Annotated in this window: 19 protein-coding genes; all 19 read left to right on the top strand. The window is 53.1% G+C overall.

Annotated features, from left to right (window positions below):
• Positions 1-16 precede the first annotated feature (16 nt).
• A complete protein-coding gene (gene traL, locus QTO30_RS21030; RefSeq protein ID WP_340426119.1) occupies positions 17-313 on the top strand; it encodes a type IV conjugative transfer system protein TraL in 297 nt (98 codons plus the stop codon).
• 2 nt (positions 314-315) lie between these two features.
• Positions 316-870, top strand: coding sequence for a TraE/TraK family type IV conjugative transfer system protein (locus QTO30_RS21025; protein ID WP_340426118.1), 555 nt, complete (start codon positions 316-318; stop codon positions 868-870).
• A complete protein-coding gene (locus QTO30_RS21020) occupies positions 867-1,580 on the top strand; it encodes a TraK domain-containing protein (protein ID WP_340426117.1) in 714 nt (237 codons plus the stop codon). Before QTO30_RS21025 ends, QTO30_RS21020 begins: the two co-directional genes overlap by 4 nt.
• Positions 1,577-2,887, top strand: a complete 1,311-nt coding sequence (locus QTO30_RS21015) for a TrbI/VirB10 family protein (RefSeq protein WP_340426116.1) — start codon at positions 1,577-1,579, stop codon at positions 2,885-2,887. Before QTO30_RS21020 ends, QTO30_RS21015 begins: the two co-directional genes overlap by 4 nt.
• A 208-nt stretch (positions 2,888-3,095) precedes the next feature.
• Positions 3,096-3,383 carry a TraV family lipoprotein gene (locus QTO30_RS21010; RefSeq protein WP_340426115.1) on the top strand — a complete coding sequence of 96 codons (288 nt, stop codon included), beginning with the start codon at positions 3,096-3,098 and terminating at the stop codon, positions 3,381-3,383.
• A complete protein-coding gene (locus tag QTO30_RS21005) occupies positions 3,383-5,863 on the top strand; it encodes a TraC family protein (protein ID WP_340426114.1) in 2,481 nt (826 codons plus the stop codon). Before QTO30_RS21010 ends, QTO30_RS21005 begins: the two co-directional genes overlap by 1 nt.
• Entirely contained in the window at positions 5,863-6,057 is a 195-nt protein-coding gene (locus tag QTO30_RS21000) for a hypothetical protein (RefSeq protein ID WP_340426113.1), read from the top strand. Before QTO30_RS21005 ends, QTO30_RS21000 begins: the two co-directional genes overlap by 1 nt.
• The gene (locus tag QTO30_RS20995) at positions 6,054-6,317 is read left to right on the top strand and encodes a hypothetical protein (protein WP_340426112.1); all 264 of its coding nucleotides are present in this window, start codon (positions 6,054-6,056) and stop codon (positions 6,315-6,317) included. The genes QTO30_RS21000 and QTO30_RS20995 overlap by 4 nt, the downstream gene beginning before the upstream one ends.
• Positions 6,310-6,696, top strand: coding sequence for a TrbI F-type domain-containing protein (locus QTO30_RS20990; protein ID WP_340426111.1), 387 nt, complete (start codon positions 6,310-6,312; stop codon positions 6,694-6,696). The genes QTO30_RS20995 and QTO30_RS20990 overlap by 8 nt, the downstream gene beginning before the upstream one ends.
• Positions 6,693-7,235, top strand: coding sequence for a S26 family signal peptidase (locus tag QTO30_RS20985; protein WP_340426110.1), 543 nt, complete (start codon positions 6,693-6,695; stop codon positions 7,233-7,235). Before QTO30_RS20990 ends, QTO30_RS20985 begins: the two co-directional genes overlap by 4 nt.
• Complete coding sequence (traW, locus tag QTO30_RS20980) at positions 7,232-7,864, top strand: type-F conjugative transfer system protein TraW (RefSeq protein WP_340426109.1); 633 nt, start codon at positions 7,232-7,234, stop codon at positions 7,862-7,864. The genes QTO30_RS20985 and traW overlap by 4 nt, the downstream gene beginning before the upstream one ends.
• A complete protein-coding gene (locus QTO30_RS20975) occupies positions 7,861-8,259 on the top strand; it encodes a hypothetical protein (RefSeq protein WP_340426108.1) in 399 nt (132 codons plus the stop codon). Before traW ends, QTO30_RS20975 begins: the two co-directional genes overlap by 4 nt.
• Positions 8,256-9,257: a conjugal transfer pilus assembly protein TraU gene (traU, locus tag QTO30_RS20970; RefSeq protein ID WP_340426107.1), complete on the top strand. Its 1,002-nt coding sequence runs from the start codon at positions 8,256-8,258 to the stop codon at positions 9,255-9,257. The genes QTO30_RS20975 and traU overlap by 4 nt, the downstream gene beginning before the upstream one ends.
• Positions 9,227-9,943, top strand: a complete 717-nt coding sequence (gene trbC, locus QTO30_RS20965) for a type-F conjugative transfer system pilin assembly protein TrbC (protein ID WP_340426106.1) — start codon at positions 9,227-9,229, stop codon at positions 9,941-9,943. The genes traU and trbC overlap by 31 nt, the downstream gene beginning before the upstream one ends.
• Positions 9,940-11,628, top strand: a complete 1,689-nt coding sequence (gene traN, locus QTO30_RS20960; RefSeq protein WP_340426105.1) for a conjugal transfer protein TraN — start codon at positions 9,940-9,942, stop codon at positions 11,626-11,628. The genes trbC and traN overlap by 4 nt, the downstream gene beginning before the upstream one ends.
• The gene (traF, locus tag QTO30_RS22190; RefSeq protein WP_445327201.1) at positions 11,615-12,013 is read left to right on the top strand and encodes a conjugal transfer protein TraF; all 399 of its coding nucleotides are present in this window, start codon (positions 11,615-11,617) and stop codon (positions 12,011-12,013) included. The genes traN and traF overlap by 14 nt, the downstream gene beginning before the upstream one ends.
• A complete protein-coding gene (locus QTO30_RS20955) occupies positions 12,010-12,270 on the top strand; it encodes a hypothetical protein (protein ID WP_340426104.1) in 261 nt (86 codons plus the stop codon). Before traF ends, QTO30_RS20955 begins: the two co-directional genes overlap by 4 nt.
• A complete protein-coding gene (locus QTO30_RS22185) occupies positions 12,237-12,833 on the top strand; it encodes a conjugal transfer protein TraF (RefSeq protein ID WP_445327202.1) in 597 nt (198 codons plus the stop codon). The genes QTO30_RS20955 and QTO30_RS22185 overlap by 34 nt, the downstream gene beginning before the upstream one ends.
• Positions 12,830-14,218, top strand: coding sequence for a conjugal transfer protein TraH (locus QTO30_RS20950; RefSeq protein ID WP_340426103.1), 1,389 nt, complete (start codon positions 12,830-12,832; stop codon positions 14,216-14,218). Before QTO30_RS22185 ends, QTO30_RS20950 begins: the two co-directional genes overlap by 4 nt.
• Position 14,219 lies beyond the last annotated feature (1 nt).

The following is a 14,219-nucleotide window of genomic DNA, read 5'->3' as shown; positions in this document are numbered from 1 at the left end:
ATCATGGGGGATCAAGATGTCTGATAATTCTAACATTGTTCTGATTGAACAAAAGCTCGAAGTACCCGGGCGCCTGTTTTTCTTCACTGCTGACGATGCTGCGATGTTTCTTGGCCCATGCTTTGTCGGGTTCTTAGGTCGCAACCTTATCGCTGGTATTGTGATTGGCCTGATTCTTTTTGGCCTTTGGCGGCGTCTGAAAGGGGAAGGTGGGATCGAGCGGCTGAAGGCCGCCGCATATTGGTTTTTGCCTCCTGAAATCTCGCCATATCGGTCGTTCCCGCGATCGGATGTGGTCCATTGGAGGGGATAGTCATGAGCCCTAATCAACAAGCACGTCAGTTGCGTTCTTCGCGTGGTATGCGCAACCTTTTCATCATTATATCGCTCGCCGAACTTGTGGTTATCGTCATGCTGGTGGGTTCTTACACCCAAATCCAGCGCACAACTGTTCTTGTTCCTTCGCGCATCAGCGACGGAATGGTTGCAGCTGGCGCTGTGGATTCGCGGTATGTTGAATCTCTAGCTCTGGATGCTGTTTACGCTTTCTACAATGTCTCACCTGAGACTGCGGCTTATGGTCGGCGTGTTGTCGAGCGGCTTTCGAGTGTGCGTGACCGTCCACGTTTGTTGGATGCATTTGATGCCGTCGCCGAAGACATTCGTGAACGCCGCATCTCAACAACCTTCTTTCCGCAGCGACTTGATCATGACCTCGATGGTTTGCGTATTGTGGTCACTGGTAACCTTTCCACCTTTATCGAAACCCAGCGCGTTACTCGGGAAGAACGGGTTATCACCCTGATCTTCGTTGAAGAAGCGTCTTCGGTACGCTTGGCCTCAATGACTGTTGAGGAGCCGTCGTCATGAACCGTTTCTCTCCAATTTCGTTTCTGATCTGTGTTTGTTTGTTCGCATCGTCGGTGGTTGCAGACACGGTTCGTTTAACAACGCGACCAGATCAAAACATCTCATTCGATGTATCTGTGACGGGTCCAACGCGCATTTCTGTTGTCGATAACCGTATCTCGAAGATCCTTCAGAGTTCGAGCAACTTTGAGATGGTGAACGATGAAGGCACTGGCGATGTGTTTTTGCGGTTCGCAGGTGGTCAGCCCACTTCGGAGAGTGGGTACATTGTGACAGAGACCGGCCATACGATTGGCTTCACCATGAACCCAAAAACCGATCTGGAAAACCACACCGTTCTGGTGACCCTGCGCGGTGTATCGTCATCGTCTGCCCCGTCTCAACAAGCTAATTCCTCCCCGAATGCATCAGGTTTTGCGGTTAACTCAGGTGGCAGTGGTTCTTCCCGTACCTCAAATTTGGTCAGTTTCACTCGTCAAGCATATGCCGCTCGGATTGGCAATCGTCCTGCCTCTGGACAGCGCGTTGGCAGCTTTGCTTCCTATTCGGCTGGAGGCCTGATTGCTCGCATTTCTGTCGTTAGCGCCCGGAGTGGTCAGATCCCCGCCGAACGTCAGTTTTATCGATCTAGCCGTACCCTCGCTGTCTACGTGGACCGCGTAATTTCAGGTGGGAAGGTTTGGGTGATTGTTGTGGAGGACACAAGATGAGCAATACGTCTCGCAGAAATAAGCAACTGATCATCGCTAGCATGTGTGGTGCCGTTGGCCTCGGTGCGATGTTTGTCGTCAGTCAGACACTCAATAGCAGTACACCAGGTCTTCCGATTGGGCAGTCAGAAAGTGGTGTGACAACGACAATGATCGCCGATCGTACCCGTGCTGCTGCACCCGAAATGTCTTGGATTAAGGATGCGGCCACAGAACTTGATGACCTTCGCGACAAGTACGTCAACCTGGAGACTTCGGTCCAAACAATGGTCGAAAATCATGAAGCTGAGAAGGCTCAAACGGCCAGTGAATACGACGCAATACTCTCGCGATATGAGGAGACAATCAATGCTCTGCAGCAACGGCTTGAGGCAGGGCAGGGGGGCGCACACAATCCCGCGTCAGGCACTACTCAAAGTACGGGGTTCAACCTCCCAGGCAGTGATATGGTGGCAGATTTTCTGTCGCCAGCTGCTGTGCGTCCCCCTGCAAATGGTCCGCTTGGGCCGCAGACGTCACCAAACAATAACTCTGGTGGCACATTTCCCATACAAGGACAGGCTGGGACTGGCGCAGCGGCGTCAGGGACCACACCTGGTTTCGAACCTATCCCGTTTTCACGTCAATTCACACTGACGTCTTCGGGTGGTGCTGCAGAAGAGGAGGATGTACCTCCGCATCTGTCGAATTACTTGCCTGCAGGTTCGTATGCTCCGGCCATCGTTTTGTCTGGTGTTGATGCTTCGACATCGGTGACAAGTCAGGCTGAACCTGTGCCAGTCGTTTTCCGGATTACGTCTCCTGCGATCACAGCTGGGACACGTTCCACTCAGGGCCACACGATTGATTTGACTGGTTGCACTGTCACCGGGTCGGCGCGAGGTGATCTTAGTTCCGAGCGTGTCTATGTCCGGCTTTTGAAGCTGTCTTGTGTTCAGTCGGGCGGTCGGGTGTTCGAACGGGATGTTGCTGGCTACATGAGCGGCGCTGGCAAGGCTGGTGCGCGTGGTTTGGTTGTGTCGCGCGAAGGCCGATTGATCAACAATGCAGCAATTGCAGGCGCGCTTGGTGGTTTGGCAGACGGGATCAAGAGTGTCGGTGATGCTGCTTCTGGTGCTGAAGCGACGTCATTCGAAGATGTGCTCAATAGTGCGGGTGCGTCTTCCGCTGCCGGTGGTGTTAGCGGCGCCGCTAATCGCCTCAGTGAGTACTACATCGAACGCGCAGAACAGTATCAGCCCGTCGTGTCGCTCTACGGTGGCACACAAGTCGAACTCGTCTTCATGGAAGGCGTGAACCTTGAGTAGGTTCCGCCTCTTGATCTTGTGCGCGTTTGTTAGCGCATGCGCGGAGCATGAACCGTTTTGTGGCCCCATGCTCCCCTCATATTTGGAGAACTCAAAATGAACCGCCAACTCATTTTTGTCGTCGCCGTTGCTTTGGCTAGACTGTGGTGAAAGCAGCACTGAAAAGAATTTCCTGTGTGGTGCACAGACGGGACAGCCTTGTAGAACGATGGCCGAGATTGATGGATCTGGCGTCATCGGCGGCGCAACCGTTTCTGAAAACCAGCAAGACAGTCAAAACGACCAGTTGACGCAACCGATCCTGACCGGTGGCAAGCCTGGGTCTGCTGTATCTGGTGTTCCCGCGGGCGGGGCTGCTTATCAGTCGGCGCAGTATAGAATCCCGGAAAAGACGGGCCGTTTATGGTTGCCTCCATATCTCGACGAAGCCGAAATCCTTCATGAAGGTACATACGCCCATTTTGTTGTCCGTGAAGCGCGCTGGGGAGCAAGATAATGGGAGGGTTTGCCAACTTTATGTCGTCACTGTTCGATGATGCCCCATTCACCATGGAAGATCGGCAGTCTTTTGTTGACCATGTTTTTTCTGATCTCCTGTCCTACCGTGTGTACGATCCAGAGGACAATTTGTTCCACAACGATGGGACTGTCGGCTTTCTTCTTGAGACGCCACCGGTCATTGGTGCCGACGTGTTTCGGACACTTCAAACAGCCATTTCCAGCTACTGCCCACCCGATGGAACAGTTCAATTCATTTCCTGGGCATCACCAAATCTCATGCCGAATCTTACCAGATGGTCCAGCCAGCGCCACATTCAAACCCCACTAATGCGCAAGATGGTCGAACGGCGGATTGGTCACTTCAACAGCCTTCGCTTTGGAACGAATGGCCATATGAAGTGCGTTCCACATTCGCGTCGCATTTTGATTTCTGGGTGGGTCGATGGGGATCCGTCGCAAAGCCAGCTGAAAGGTCTGAAGGAATTCCGCCGCAACCTCATCCTTGCGATGGGTGGCGACCAGCTCTGCGTGAACGTGCAGCCTAGTGTTTTTTTGGAGCTCCTTTCAGAGATGCTGCACACTCGGGGGTCTGTGTCTGCAGAACCACTTGTTTATGACGATGATGTCCCACTGAACTATCAACTGCCGGGTGCTGGCTTGGCCGTCGCGAGCGACGGCATGTCTTTCCTCAATTCTCCAGAGTTGTCCGTCTCTTCTGCGACGGTCCGCATGGTCCCGCACGAGTGGGCTGCAGCGCTGGGATCATTGTTTAATGGCTCGCCCGACAGGCCAGATGATAACCCTCATGGGCCGGTTTTGACATGTCTAACGGCCCGTTCAAAACCAAACCGTCAGAGTATGTCTGAGGTGGTCAAAAAACGTGCGAAACTTGAACACGCAAAAACGACTAACTTCGGGAAGTGGATGTCGGATTTGCCGGAGCAAGATGCTGAGTTTGAAGGCCTTCAAAGTCAGCTCGAACGTGGCGAACGTATCTTTGAGACACTAACGACCGTTTCAGCCTACGCGCGCGGTGACGTTGATGACAGTACTGCGGCCTTGTCCGAGATGCGCAAAATCTACTCGATGGTCGGCGTTACGTTGGAAAAAGACAACTTTCTTCAGCTCCCAGTGTTTCTCGCAGGTCTTCCGTTTCAGGCCAGTGGCCCACGTATCGAAGACATGCGGAAAGCCTCTCGTGTGAAAAAGAGGAAGGGTGCTGCAGTCACCGCATTGGCTCCGATCCACGGTGAATTTGTTGGTGCGCGAGAGTACACAGGTTTGCTGTTGTGCGGTCGCCAAGGCCAATTGTGTGACTGGGACAACTATCGCTCTTCCGGCAACTACAACGTTTCGGTTGTTGGTAAGTCGGGTGCCGGTAAGTCAGTATTCATGCAGGAACTGGTCACTTCAATCTACTCTGGTGGTGGCCGTGTTTTGGTCATCGATGATGGACAGTCGTTCAAGACTACTTGTGAAATTATTGGTGGCGATTGGCTGAGTATCGGATCTGGCAGTCAGTTTCGTCTCAATCCATTCGCAATGCTCAGTGCTGAACACATGGATTCAATCGAGTATCGGGGCGAAGCGCTGGAATTGATCACTCGCGTGATCGCAACGATGGCCAACCTGGGTGAGCAGCGCGAAGGTCGCGTTTCCGGGATTGAGGAAGAGTTTATCGAATTGGCCTGTGCTGAAGTGTGGGACAAGCTCGGCAACGATGGCAACGTCACCGAAGTTCTAGGCATCCTAAAATCCAACGTCGAGAAAGAACCTCGCTTGATTGACGTTATCACCAAGCTGAGCCGTTACGCGGTCGGCGGGACATACGGTGAAATGTTTGACGGGCCTTCAAACGTGTCGATCGATAGCGCCTTCACTGTTTTCGAGATGTCTGAGCTGAAGTCTCAGAAGGATCTCGAAGCCGTTGTTCTGCAGATCATCATGTTCCTCGGCACAGAACTCATGTTCAAAACGGATCGTTCGACCCGTGTCGCCATCCTGATCGATGAAGCTTGGGACATGCTTGGTGCTGAGACGGCGAAATTTCTCGAAGGCGTGGTTCGGCGCGCCCGCAAATACACCGGAGCATTGATTACTGGCACGCAATCGATGCTGGATTACTATGAAAATCCGGCTGCACTCGTTTGTCTTCAAAACAGTGACTGGACCATCTTTCTGTCGCAGAAACCAGAGGTCATCGATCAGCTTGTGGCTGACGGGCGGCTGAATGCCCCTGAAGGCATTGCGCATAGTTTGAAATCACTCACCTCCGTCAAAGGCCAGTTTTCCGAGTGCGGCATTCGCGGCCCGGAAGGCTGGCTCTTTGGTCGACTTCTCCTCGATAAGTACTCCTTGGCGATTTTCTCGACCACAGGACACATGGTCCAGAAACTTAATGACCTGGTCAATGTGCGTGGCATGAACATGGGTGACGCCCTCGAACAGCTTGTTGAGAGCGGGGAGGTCATCTGATGCTTGATGGACTCACTATTTGGCTGGCTATGGTCGGTGTTGCGACCATTGCAATGTTCACATTCGACGGCCTGTGCTGGGTTTGGCGGAAGCTCTCTAAAGAGTTTCGTCGGTTTGGTTTTGTCCATGATGCAGGGCGCTCCAAAGCGCATTCTAATAAGAATTTTTCATCGTCTAAGGAGCATATCGAATGACCGATCAATCAAAATCGACTGAGCCGTCCGCTGTGAGCTTTGTGTATCTTTTAGGCTCGCTCGTCTTTTTCATAATTCTTCTTGTCTTGACTTTGGCTGAGGTCCCCGATGCGTGGCGCGGTGGCTACATGCAGGAGCACATTTTGGTGTCAGGTTTTATGATGTTGGTACCTCTTACATTTGGTCTGGTTGCCGGTGCCTCTGCTCTTAGTCCGCCGGTTGATAACGAGAGTTCTGAAGAAGAGAAATCCGATGCCTGACCACAAAAATAAGGTCAGTACGACTGACTTATTTAACATAACCAACCTTATCGGCTTTTTGGGCGGGGCCGCCTGTTTCGCTCTTGTGAACGTCGCAATCACCCTGACGGTGTTGGATCGTACCGGCAATCTGGGGCGCCCTGAAATCGTTTCTATTGATGCAGCTGATCTCATCCGTGGTTTCGTTGATGCGCAGGGCCGCGATGTATCTGATGAAGAGCTGCAGGCGCGTGTCAGAGTATTGAACGCCAACTTGGATCCCATTGTCCAAGCATACGCAAGCGAGCGTGGCTTGATGATCGTCAATTCAGCTGCCGTTCTTGGCGGTGTGCGCGACATCACCCCTGACCTTCTTCAACAAACGGGGCTTCTACAATGACTGACAGTTCTGAGACCAAATCAACCAAACGTAAGCCTTCCCGCGCACGCCGCGCATTTGGATACGGGACCATCATTTTTGGCGTTGGCTGCATCTTTGTGGTGGATCAGTTCAATCTCATCATGAATGCGTCACAGTCGCTGGAAGAACCTGCTTTTGTTGTGTTTGAACATCCAATTCTGCTTCGCCATGGCACTGTTATTGCTGCTGAGATGCCGGAAATCCTTCAGGATCGATTTGGTGAGTTTCAGTTTGTGAAGCGGATTGGCGGGCTGCCAGGCGATGAAATCACGATAGATGCCGATGGTAGTCCGTGCGTCAACGATCATTGTTACCCGCTTTGGATTAAGGACGGTCAGCCGGTTGCTGCCAGGATTGCGCCCGGCGTCATACCAGATGGCCACTACGCTGTTTTTGGCACTTCACCAGATAGTCTCGACAGTCGCTACAGTGTGATTGGTCTTATTTCCAAAGATCAGTTGATCGGGCGCGGCTGGCCTCTTCCTGTGATGGCCGATTTCCGGGAGGCAGGGCTGTGAAATCCTTCTTGCGTGTCTTCGCTTCAGTTCTGTTTCTTTCCGGTCCTGCTCATGCGGTTGACTATGGCGTTTTCGGCGCATTGTTCCCGGTCGAAGAGCCTTCCGTTCTTGATACCATTCTGGGTCGCCTTTCCGAGATGGAATCGAATGGCGAACTCGCGCAAATGCAGGAAGATATGCAGGAAAAAGCGCGTTCCAGGGTCAACAGGCCGATCCCCGTCGCCGGTATGCGCCCTGCAGAGGTTTACAGAAGCTATAATGTCGATCTTTCCATCATTCTGGATCGCGATCTTGCAGACCATCGCGGGGTTGTGTTTGCCCGCGCCGGTACTCGTGTGAACCCGCTTGAGCATAGCCGCTTCAATCAGCGGCTGGTGTTTATAGATGGTGACGATTCCGATCAGGTCGCCTTTGCTGTCAATCTGGCCGATCAGGAACCCGTGAAAATCATCCTCGTCAATGGTGCGCCACTGGAGCTGACAGAAACCCACCAAAAGCTCTTCTACTTCGACCAGGGAGGGGTGATCTCCGCGCGCTTTGGCCTGACTGTGGTCCCTTCCGTGGTCAGCCGTGCTGATCCTTTGATGATGGTTGAAGAAATCCCAGTCACAGGAGGGTCTGATCGATGAGCAAACTTACGAATGATGACTTCGTCTTTGTCGAAGTGACCAAGACATACATGTTAACAAGCGATCAGGCGAAGCGGCTTGTTTCCATCGCGAGGCTTGTTTGCGCCGATACCCAGTCATTTTCGATTGAAGACGATGGGTCTGAACTAAGAACCCTCGGCGAAGACTTTCTGACCGATGACGGGCAGCCTGACTATGCAGATGCTGCAGGCCAGCTTGCCGATCCCGAAGGACTGCTATCCGCTGAGCTTGTTTCAACCTCGACACTTAATCTCGACGATACTCAAATTGAGGAATTCACTAGCTATTGGCCCGAAGATTGGCGTGAAGAAGCCTACAATCGCCAACACAATATTCGGGATGCTGGTGACAAAAAAGCGGGGTGGCACAAGTGAAACGCCTCGCACCACTCATCTTCTCCGCCATTGTGGCGATTTTCATGTCCGCCAATGTGGCCCAAGCCAAATGCAATGCGCGCTTCCTCAATCCAATCACGGAAGTCTGCTGGGATTGCATTTTCCCGATTTCCGTTGGTGCTCTTTCTATGAACCTTGGTGCATCACGTCCTGACACAAACAACCCAAATTTTCCGCTTTGCGTCTGCCCGGCTTTTCCGATCCCTCGCATTGGCCTGTCGATCGGCATTTGGGAACCTGCACGTTTGGTTGATGTATCCAACGAAACTGGGTGCTTTTCAAACCTTGGCTTCGACGTCGATTTCGGTTTGTTTTCACGCGGCAGGACCAGCGTCAACGCGAGCAATGGTGGTGACAACGGGTCCAAGTGGCACGCGCATTATTATTACTACCCGCTGATTTCGATGTTGGGAACAACGATCGATGCCCTTTGCCTGGAGACGACAGCATTTGATCTTGCGTGGATGAGCGAGCTTGATCCCCTCTGGATGGATGCGGAGCTCTCGACACTTTTGAACCCAGAAGCCCTGCTGTTTGCCAATCCGATTGCTCAAGGTGCCTGTGCTGCCGATTGCGCCGTTGCTTCATCTGGCAACCTTCCACTTGATGAGTTGTTTTGGTGCGATGGCTGCTCTGGTCCGCTCTATCCCGTGACCGGTGACGCCAACAATCATACTGGTGGTGTCCAAGCAACATCGGTCGTTTCGGCAAAGCTTCTTGCGCGCATGCATCGGATGTTGCTGGCACAGCGCACGGCATCAAACACCTCGCTCTGCACACCGCAGCTCGCACCCATTATCCCTAAGAGCCAATATCGGCGGCAGATTACGCGACCCTTCCCATCCACGTCCGGCCGCTACGCATGTGCGCCCATTGGGGCAACCACCCAGTTTTACGACCGATTCAAAGAGACCCCCTACGTGGGTGAGTCTTTTGGATATCTATTTTGGAGGAAGAGAAATTGCTGCGCACTTTAACCCTTCTCATTGGCTTTTCAGCTTCTTCTCTTTCCGCCGATCAACTGCCAAGTACTGCCACTCACGGAGCCTTGATTGATGATCGTATGGAAGAGGCGGATGCGATTGGAGAAGATCTCCAGTCGCGTCTGCGCCTTCTTCAACAGGAATTTGACCTTCCCGATGATATCACCGCGCGCGCCCTCGACAGCCTCGAAAATGGTCGCGTACGCGAGATGCTGAACATTGGTCCTGGGGACCTACCAGAGGGTGTCGGTGAAGATCGTCGTTATCCTGGCGGCGTGTTTGTCTTTGCTTCGTTTTCGATGCCCGAACCGTCATTGAAAGCTGTTCTGACTGATGCAGCTGATCTAGGCATACCCGTCGTGTTCAATGGCTTTGTCGACAACTCGGTGTTGGCAACTGAGGAGCGTGTTCGCTCTGTATACGAAGGCTCTGATATCTCTCAAGGGTTCATAATTGATCCGACGCTCTTTACACGTTTTGAGGTTTCAGCAGTCCCTACGCTCGTTTCAACGATGGTCAATCTCGATGTCTGTGAGACCCAAGGTTGCGATGCCGATGTAGTTCCGGAGCATGATCGTGCCGCTGGCAATGTGCCCCTTCGATTTCTCTTGGAAGTGATTGCCAAGGGCGAAACTGCAAATGCAGTTCCTGTTCAAGTGATTTTGGAGTCTGAGCAATGATAAGAGGAATTGTTCTAGCATTGCTCATATTGCCTTCGTTTTCTTGGGCTCAGTCTGATGTTGACTACCAAGGCCTTGCTCAAGATGCGTTGGGGAACGCTCAACGTTTCACGGATTACGACAGGTCAACGGCTGAAGATGTGCTCGCTGTCCCTGTTGAAACCGATCTACCCCTGTCGGACATGGGGACCGGGGATCTCGAAGATGGTGGGCTAATTATGTCCGGCTCGGATACGGCGGAAGGCAACGCGTATTCAACATTTACGAACAACGTCAGTGATTGGAGTGTGTCAGCCGCTGATCAAAGCCTACTGGGTGTTGCTGATGGCGCTGTGTCTAATCCTGAAGCACTGATTGATCCTTCGACCTTCTCGACATCCGGTGGGACCTGCAGCGTGGAGAACTTTGAAGATGCCCCGCTCTTGCAGCGGGTTTGCAATCGTTCCCGCACACAGACGACATCGGTTTGCACCTCAACGGCGGAAATCACGGTCATTAAGACGCAGGCGCACCGCTGCGAGACACTGGGTGGCATCTTTGGGGATGATAGCAGCTGTCACGATGATCTCACTGCAGCCTCTTATTGCACAATGACTTCAGATGAATGTGAGTCTTTGTTCATTTTTGGTGAGTGTTTCAGGCGCGTTTCAGAGTTTGTCTGCTCAAGCGATGAGCCGATGACAGTTGTTGGCAACCCTGTTGGTGCCATCATCATCAATGACCCGATCATCACATGGTCTGAAACCTGTGAAGATGGATTTTCATCAATGTTGTGTGGAGCGCCCGTGACAACCTGTACTGCCGGGCCTTCGGTCGAAGTTGTGAATGATGAGCTTGTCCCGATGGATTGCACTGAAGAACAGACGGAGTGGACCTGCGCTTCGACAGAGTACACCAGTGATTGCGGAGCACTAGAAAGCGATGCCGGCTGCAGCCTGACCAACTCCGTTTGCTACTCGATGGACGAAGATGGCATCTGTGGCGCCTTTGAGCAGACATACCAATGCGGTTCCCCTGATAGTCAGGCGTTCGATGCGACATGCGAAGCCGTCAATGTGACTGTAGGCGGTGTAACGCAATCGATCCCGCACGATACTAACGATGATATTGGTGTCGCACTCGTCGGCATCGAAGCTCTGAACACGATGGCGAGTGAGTTTGAGCACGATATGTCCATCATCGATCGTCTACTTGGCAACGTCGACGGGGATTTTGACGTTCAGTATTTTAGCGCGACGCGCCGCCGCTGCCGTGTTGGTATTTTGGGAACGATCAACTGTTGTGCCGATTCTGGATGGGCACTTGGTACCATCGCTGAATGTAACTCAGGGGAAGTTGCTTTGTACGGTGCTAAACAGGCTGGTGCTGCCGTTTACATGAGTACTTATTGCTCTCGACGCCTCCTATTTGTCTGTGCTCAGCGTTCACGTCGTTACTGCACTTATAACAGCCGCATCGCCCGCATTATCTCAGAGCAAGGTCTTCGTCAGTTGTATGGCTCGTTCAGTTGCCGCGCGATGACACAGGACGAGATGGAAGCCATCGATTGGAGCCTTATCGATTTCTCGTCTGCATTCGGTGATGCCTTCGAGGGTGTTGGATCAATCGCACCCTCCGATCTTTCGGGGTTGATCCAGGACAACATTCTTCTTTCACAGCCGGAGGTCCGAGATGTCTATGAATAGGCGTAAGTTTGTTGCTGCATTGCCTGCAGCACTTCTGCTGTCAGCTCAGGCGGCCAATGCATCACCTTCCAGGTTGGGTGTGATCTTTGTTGCTCAAAGCACGTGTCCATACTGTGCGGCCATCGCTCCGGTCTTGAAACAGCTTCAGGAGCAAGCAGGTATCGATGTGCTCGTGGCGTCAATGGATCGGCAACCAGTATTGCCATTCACAACCTTTGAAGATGGCCTGCGTCATCCGCTAACGTCCCATTTTCAGTCTGTTCCGCAGGTCTTGATCTTCAACAGCAAACATCAACGCATCACGCACCAATTCGGCGGTGTCAGGACTATGCGCCATTTCGTGACCCGGCTGTCTTCCGCTCTTCAGCAAAGCTCGGTCCTATGAACCTGTTTGGCTTCGCTTTCCTCGCCACGCTGGCCGTTTCTGCTCCCGCGTTTGCCGATCTGACAGAACCGACTTCGGGTCGTGGTTTCGCCTGCGATGATCAGCGAACCCAGGGCTGGAACTTCTACTGCGACCCCAACGCAGTGGTTGAAGAGGAGCCGGAGGCGGCTGCGGAACTTCCCCCTGCCCCGCCGCCGCTCCTCCGAAAACCTACACAGAGCAAATTGAAGAGTATCGCGTCCAACTCGATGAGCTGAAGCATCGCGCAATACTCGAACCGACTTCGGACAACGTTGTCGCCTACATGGAAGCGCAGGCGGCCATGGTCCGGCAGGCAGGCTTGTTCACTGAAGTGTGGCAGCGCAGCTTATTCGCGAACCCGAGCCTCGATGCAAACGTCGATCGGCCGCTGTCTCAGATTGGCAGCAATCTCTATCAAGATAGGCTCGATGTTGATCGTGACGCCGCGTTTCAGACAGCCACGACGGAACGCGCGCTCATGTTCGTATATGACGGTTCACCGTCTTGCCTCGTTTGCGCCACGCAAGGCGAAGTCCTTCAAGCCCTCGTTCAACAGTATGGAGTCTCAGTTTTGGCTGTGACGCGGGATGGCATCGTCTTGCCGACGTTTCCAGACAGTAAAGTCGATCAAGGCGAAGTTCAAAACCTTGGTTTCGCAGACGTTCCGTCTCCATTCCTAGCGTTGGTAGAACCACGTTCTGGACAGGTCGATCTCATTGGCGTCAGGCCTGATGACCCAAGACATAGTCTTGGATCGCATTCGCATCATTACCAGCATTCCAGAAGGAGAACTCTATGATTAAGTTTCCGCTCTCGGCCTTGGCAGTTTCTGTCTCGTTGCTGGCACCAGGTGCAGCTTTTTCGCAAGTTGAAAGTGACCTCGCTGATTTCTGGTCGCGCTCATCTGGCGGCGTCAATGTGACCAGGCCATCCGCCTATGATGGTCAACGCGCTGGCTACGTCTCATTGGGCTCCCTTTATGTGCGGACGCAACCCCGCAACAGCCAGCTTGCCTCCATTCAGCTTCCTAGTGTGCGATCTGGTTGCGGTGGCATCGATATCTTCGGCGGTGCTTTCTCTTTCCTGTCTGCTGATGAGTTGATCGCAATGATGGAAGCGATCATGGCGAATGCCTCTGGCTTTGCCTTTGAGTTGGCTTTGGAAAGCCTCTCTCCTGCAGTTCAGGAAGTGGTAGGCAAGCTGCGTGACCTGCAGCAGCAGGTAAATTCAATGAACATCAATTCCTGCGAAGCGGGTCAAGCGCTCGTCGCTTCTGTCTGGCCGCAAACTGACGCCGCTTCCCAGCATATTTGTCAGTCAATCGCGACCCAAAGCGGATTGGTGGCTGACCGTGCCCGGGCCCGTCATGGGTGTGGTACGGGCGGTGATCATACTAGCACTCTCGCTGCCGGTGATCCCGAAATGCAGGCGCAGCTGCCGGTCAATGTGAACTATGCCTGGAAAGCCTCGCGCAACAACACGTTCCTTGCCTCTGATGATGAGCTGGCCGAATTCTTCATGACAATCACTGGTACGATCATCGTCATTGGTGGCACAGACGATGACACGCCGCGCTCTCACACCAACTACCCCCCTCGCGCATTTTCATCGCAGATGATCCGGACAATGGTTGAGGGTGGTGACGTCGAGGTGTTGCGCTGTGATTCTGATCCCGCTGATCGCTGCCTGAACCCAACATTTGCAACTTTGTCCCTTGCCGCTGACCAGGCACTGTATGCCCGGGTGACCGAGATCCTTGAAGGCATCAACAATGCGCTCGCGACCGACACTGATTTGCCAACTGGATCAGAGGGTTTGATTGGTATGACGTCAGTGCCGGTCTATGAAATCTTGAAGACTGCCCGTTCTTACAAGTACGAGTTTGTCGGTGATGAGATCGCTCTGATGGCCGAACTGGTCGCGTTAGACTTTGCGATGCTTTACACTCGCGAGGCCCTTGAAGAGATGCTGAAACTCGCAGGCAACACGGAAGGGTTGGGCCCACAGCTTGGCGAGTATCGTGAGCAGGTTACCGACAGCTATTCGAACTTCTCCGCCATGCGTCGTGAAGCTGCTGAGCGCTTCAATGATGCCGTCGCTACCCTGACCAGACTGATGAGCGTACAGTCTACGCTCTCTGGAGAGCGCGCGGGATGGCTGGCCACACAAGTAGTGGAGTTCTGAT

It is taken from the genome of Yoonia sp. GPGPB17 (genome assembly GCF_037892195.1).
In the GTDB taxonomy this organism is placed as follows: Bacteria; Pseudomonadota; Alphaproteobacteria; order Rhodobacterales; family Rhodobacteraceae; genus Yoonia.
The sequence above is the reverse complement of the archived record's forward strand: the minus strand, read 5'-3'. Positions and strand labels throughout refer to the sequence as shown.

Excerpts from the sequence above, each read along its gene's own strand:
- traL (WP_340426119.1), top strand. The coding sequence starts at position 17 with ATGTCTGATAATTCTAACATTGTTCTGATTGAACAAAAGCTCGAAGTA.
- QTO30_RS21025 (WP_340426118.1), top strand. The coding sequence starts at position 316 with ATGAGCCCTAATCAACAAGCACGTCAGTTGCGTTCTTCGCGTGGTATG.
- QTO30_RS20995 (WP_340426112.1), top strand. The coding sequence starts at position 6,054 with ATGACCGATCAATCAAAATCGACTGAGCCGTCCGCTGTGAGCTTTGTG.
- QTO30_RS20990 (WP_340426111.1), top strand. The coding sequence starts at position 6,310 with ATGCCTGACCACAAAAATAAGGTCAGTACGACTGACTTATTTAACATA.
- QTO30_RS21020 (WP_340426117.1), top strand. The coding sequence starts at position 867 with ATGAACCGTTTCTCTCCAATTTCGTTTCTGATCTGTGTTTGTTTGTTC.
- QTO30_RS21005 (WP_340426114.1), top strand. The coding sequence starts at position 3,383 with ATGGGAGGGTTTGCCAACTTTATGTCGTCACTGTTCGATGATGCCCCA.
- QTO30_RS21010 (WP_340426115.1), top strand. The coding sequence starts at position 3,096 with ATGGCCGAGATTGATGGATCTGGCGTCATCGGCGGCGCAACCGTTTCT.
- traN (WP_340426105.1), top strand. The coding sequence starts at position 9,940 with ATGATAAGAGGAATTGTTCTAGCATTGCTCATATTGCCTTCGTTTTCT.
- traF (WP_445327201.1), top strand. The coding sequence starts at position 11,615 with ATGTCTATGAATAGGCGTAAGTTTGTTGCTGCATTGCCTGCAGCACTT.
- QTO30_RS20975 (WP_340426108.1), top strand. The coding sequence starts at position 7,861 with ATGAGCAAACTTACGAATGATGACTTCGTCTTTGTCGAAGTGACCAAG.
- QTO30_RS20955 (WP_340426104.1), top strand. The coding sequence starts at position 12,010 with ATGAACCTGTTTGGCTTCGCTTTCCTCGCCACGCTGGCCGTTTCTGCT.
- QTO30_RS20985 (WP_340426110.1), top strand. The coding sequence starts at position 6,693 with ATGACTGACAGTTCTGAGACCAAATCAACCAAACGTAAGCCTTCCCGC.
- QTO30_RS20950 (WP_340426103.1), top strand. The coding sequence starts at position 12,830 with ATGATTAAGTTTCCGCTCTCGGCCTTGGCAGTTTCTGTCTCGTTGCTG.
- QTO30_RS21015 (WP_340426116.1), top strand. The coding sequence starts at position 1,577 with ATGAGCAATACGTCTCGCAGAAATAAGCAACTGATCATCGCTAGCATG.
- QTO30_RS21000 (WP_340426113.1), top strand. The coding sequence starts at position 5,863 with ATGCTTGATGGACTCACTATTTGGCTGGCTATGGTCGGTGTTGCGACC.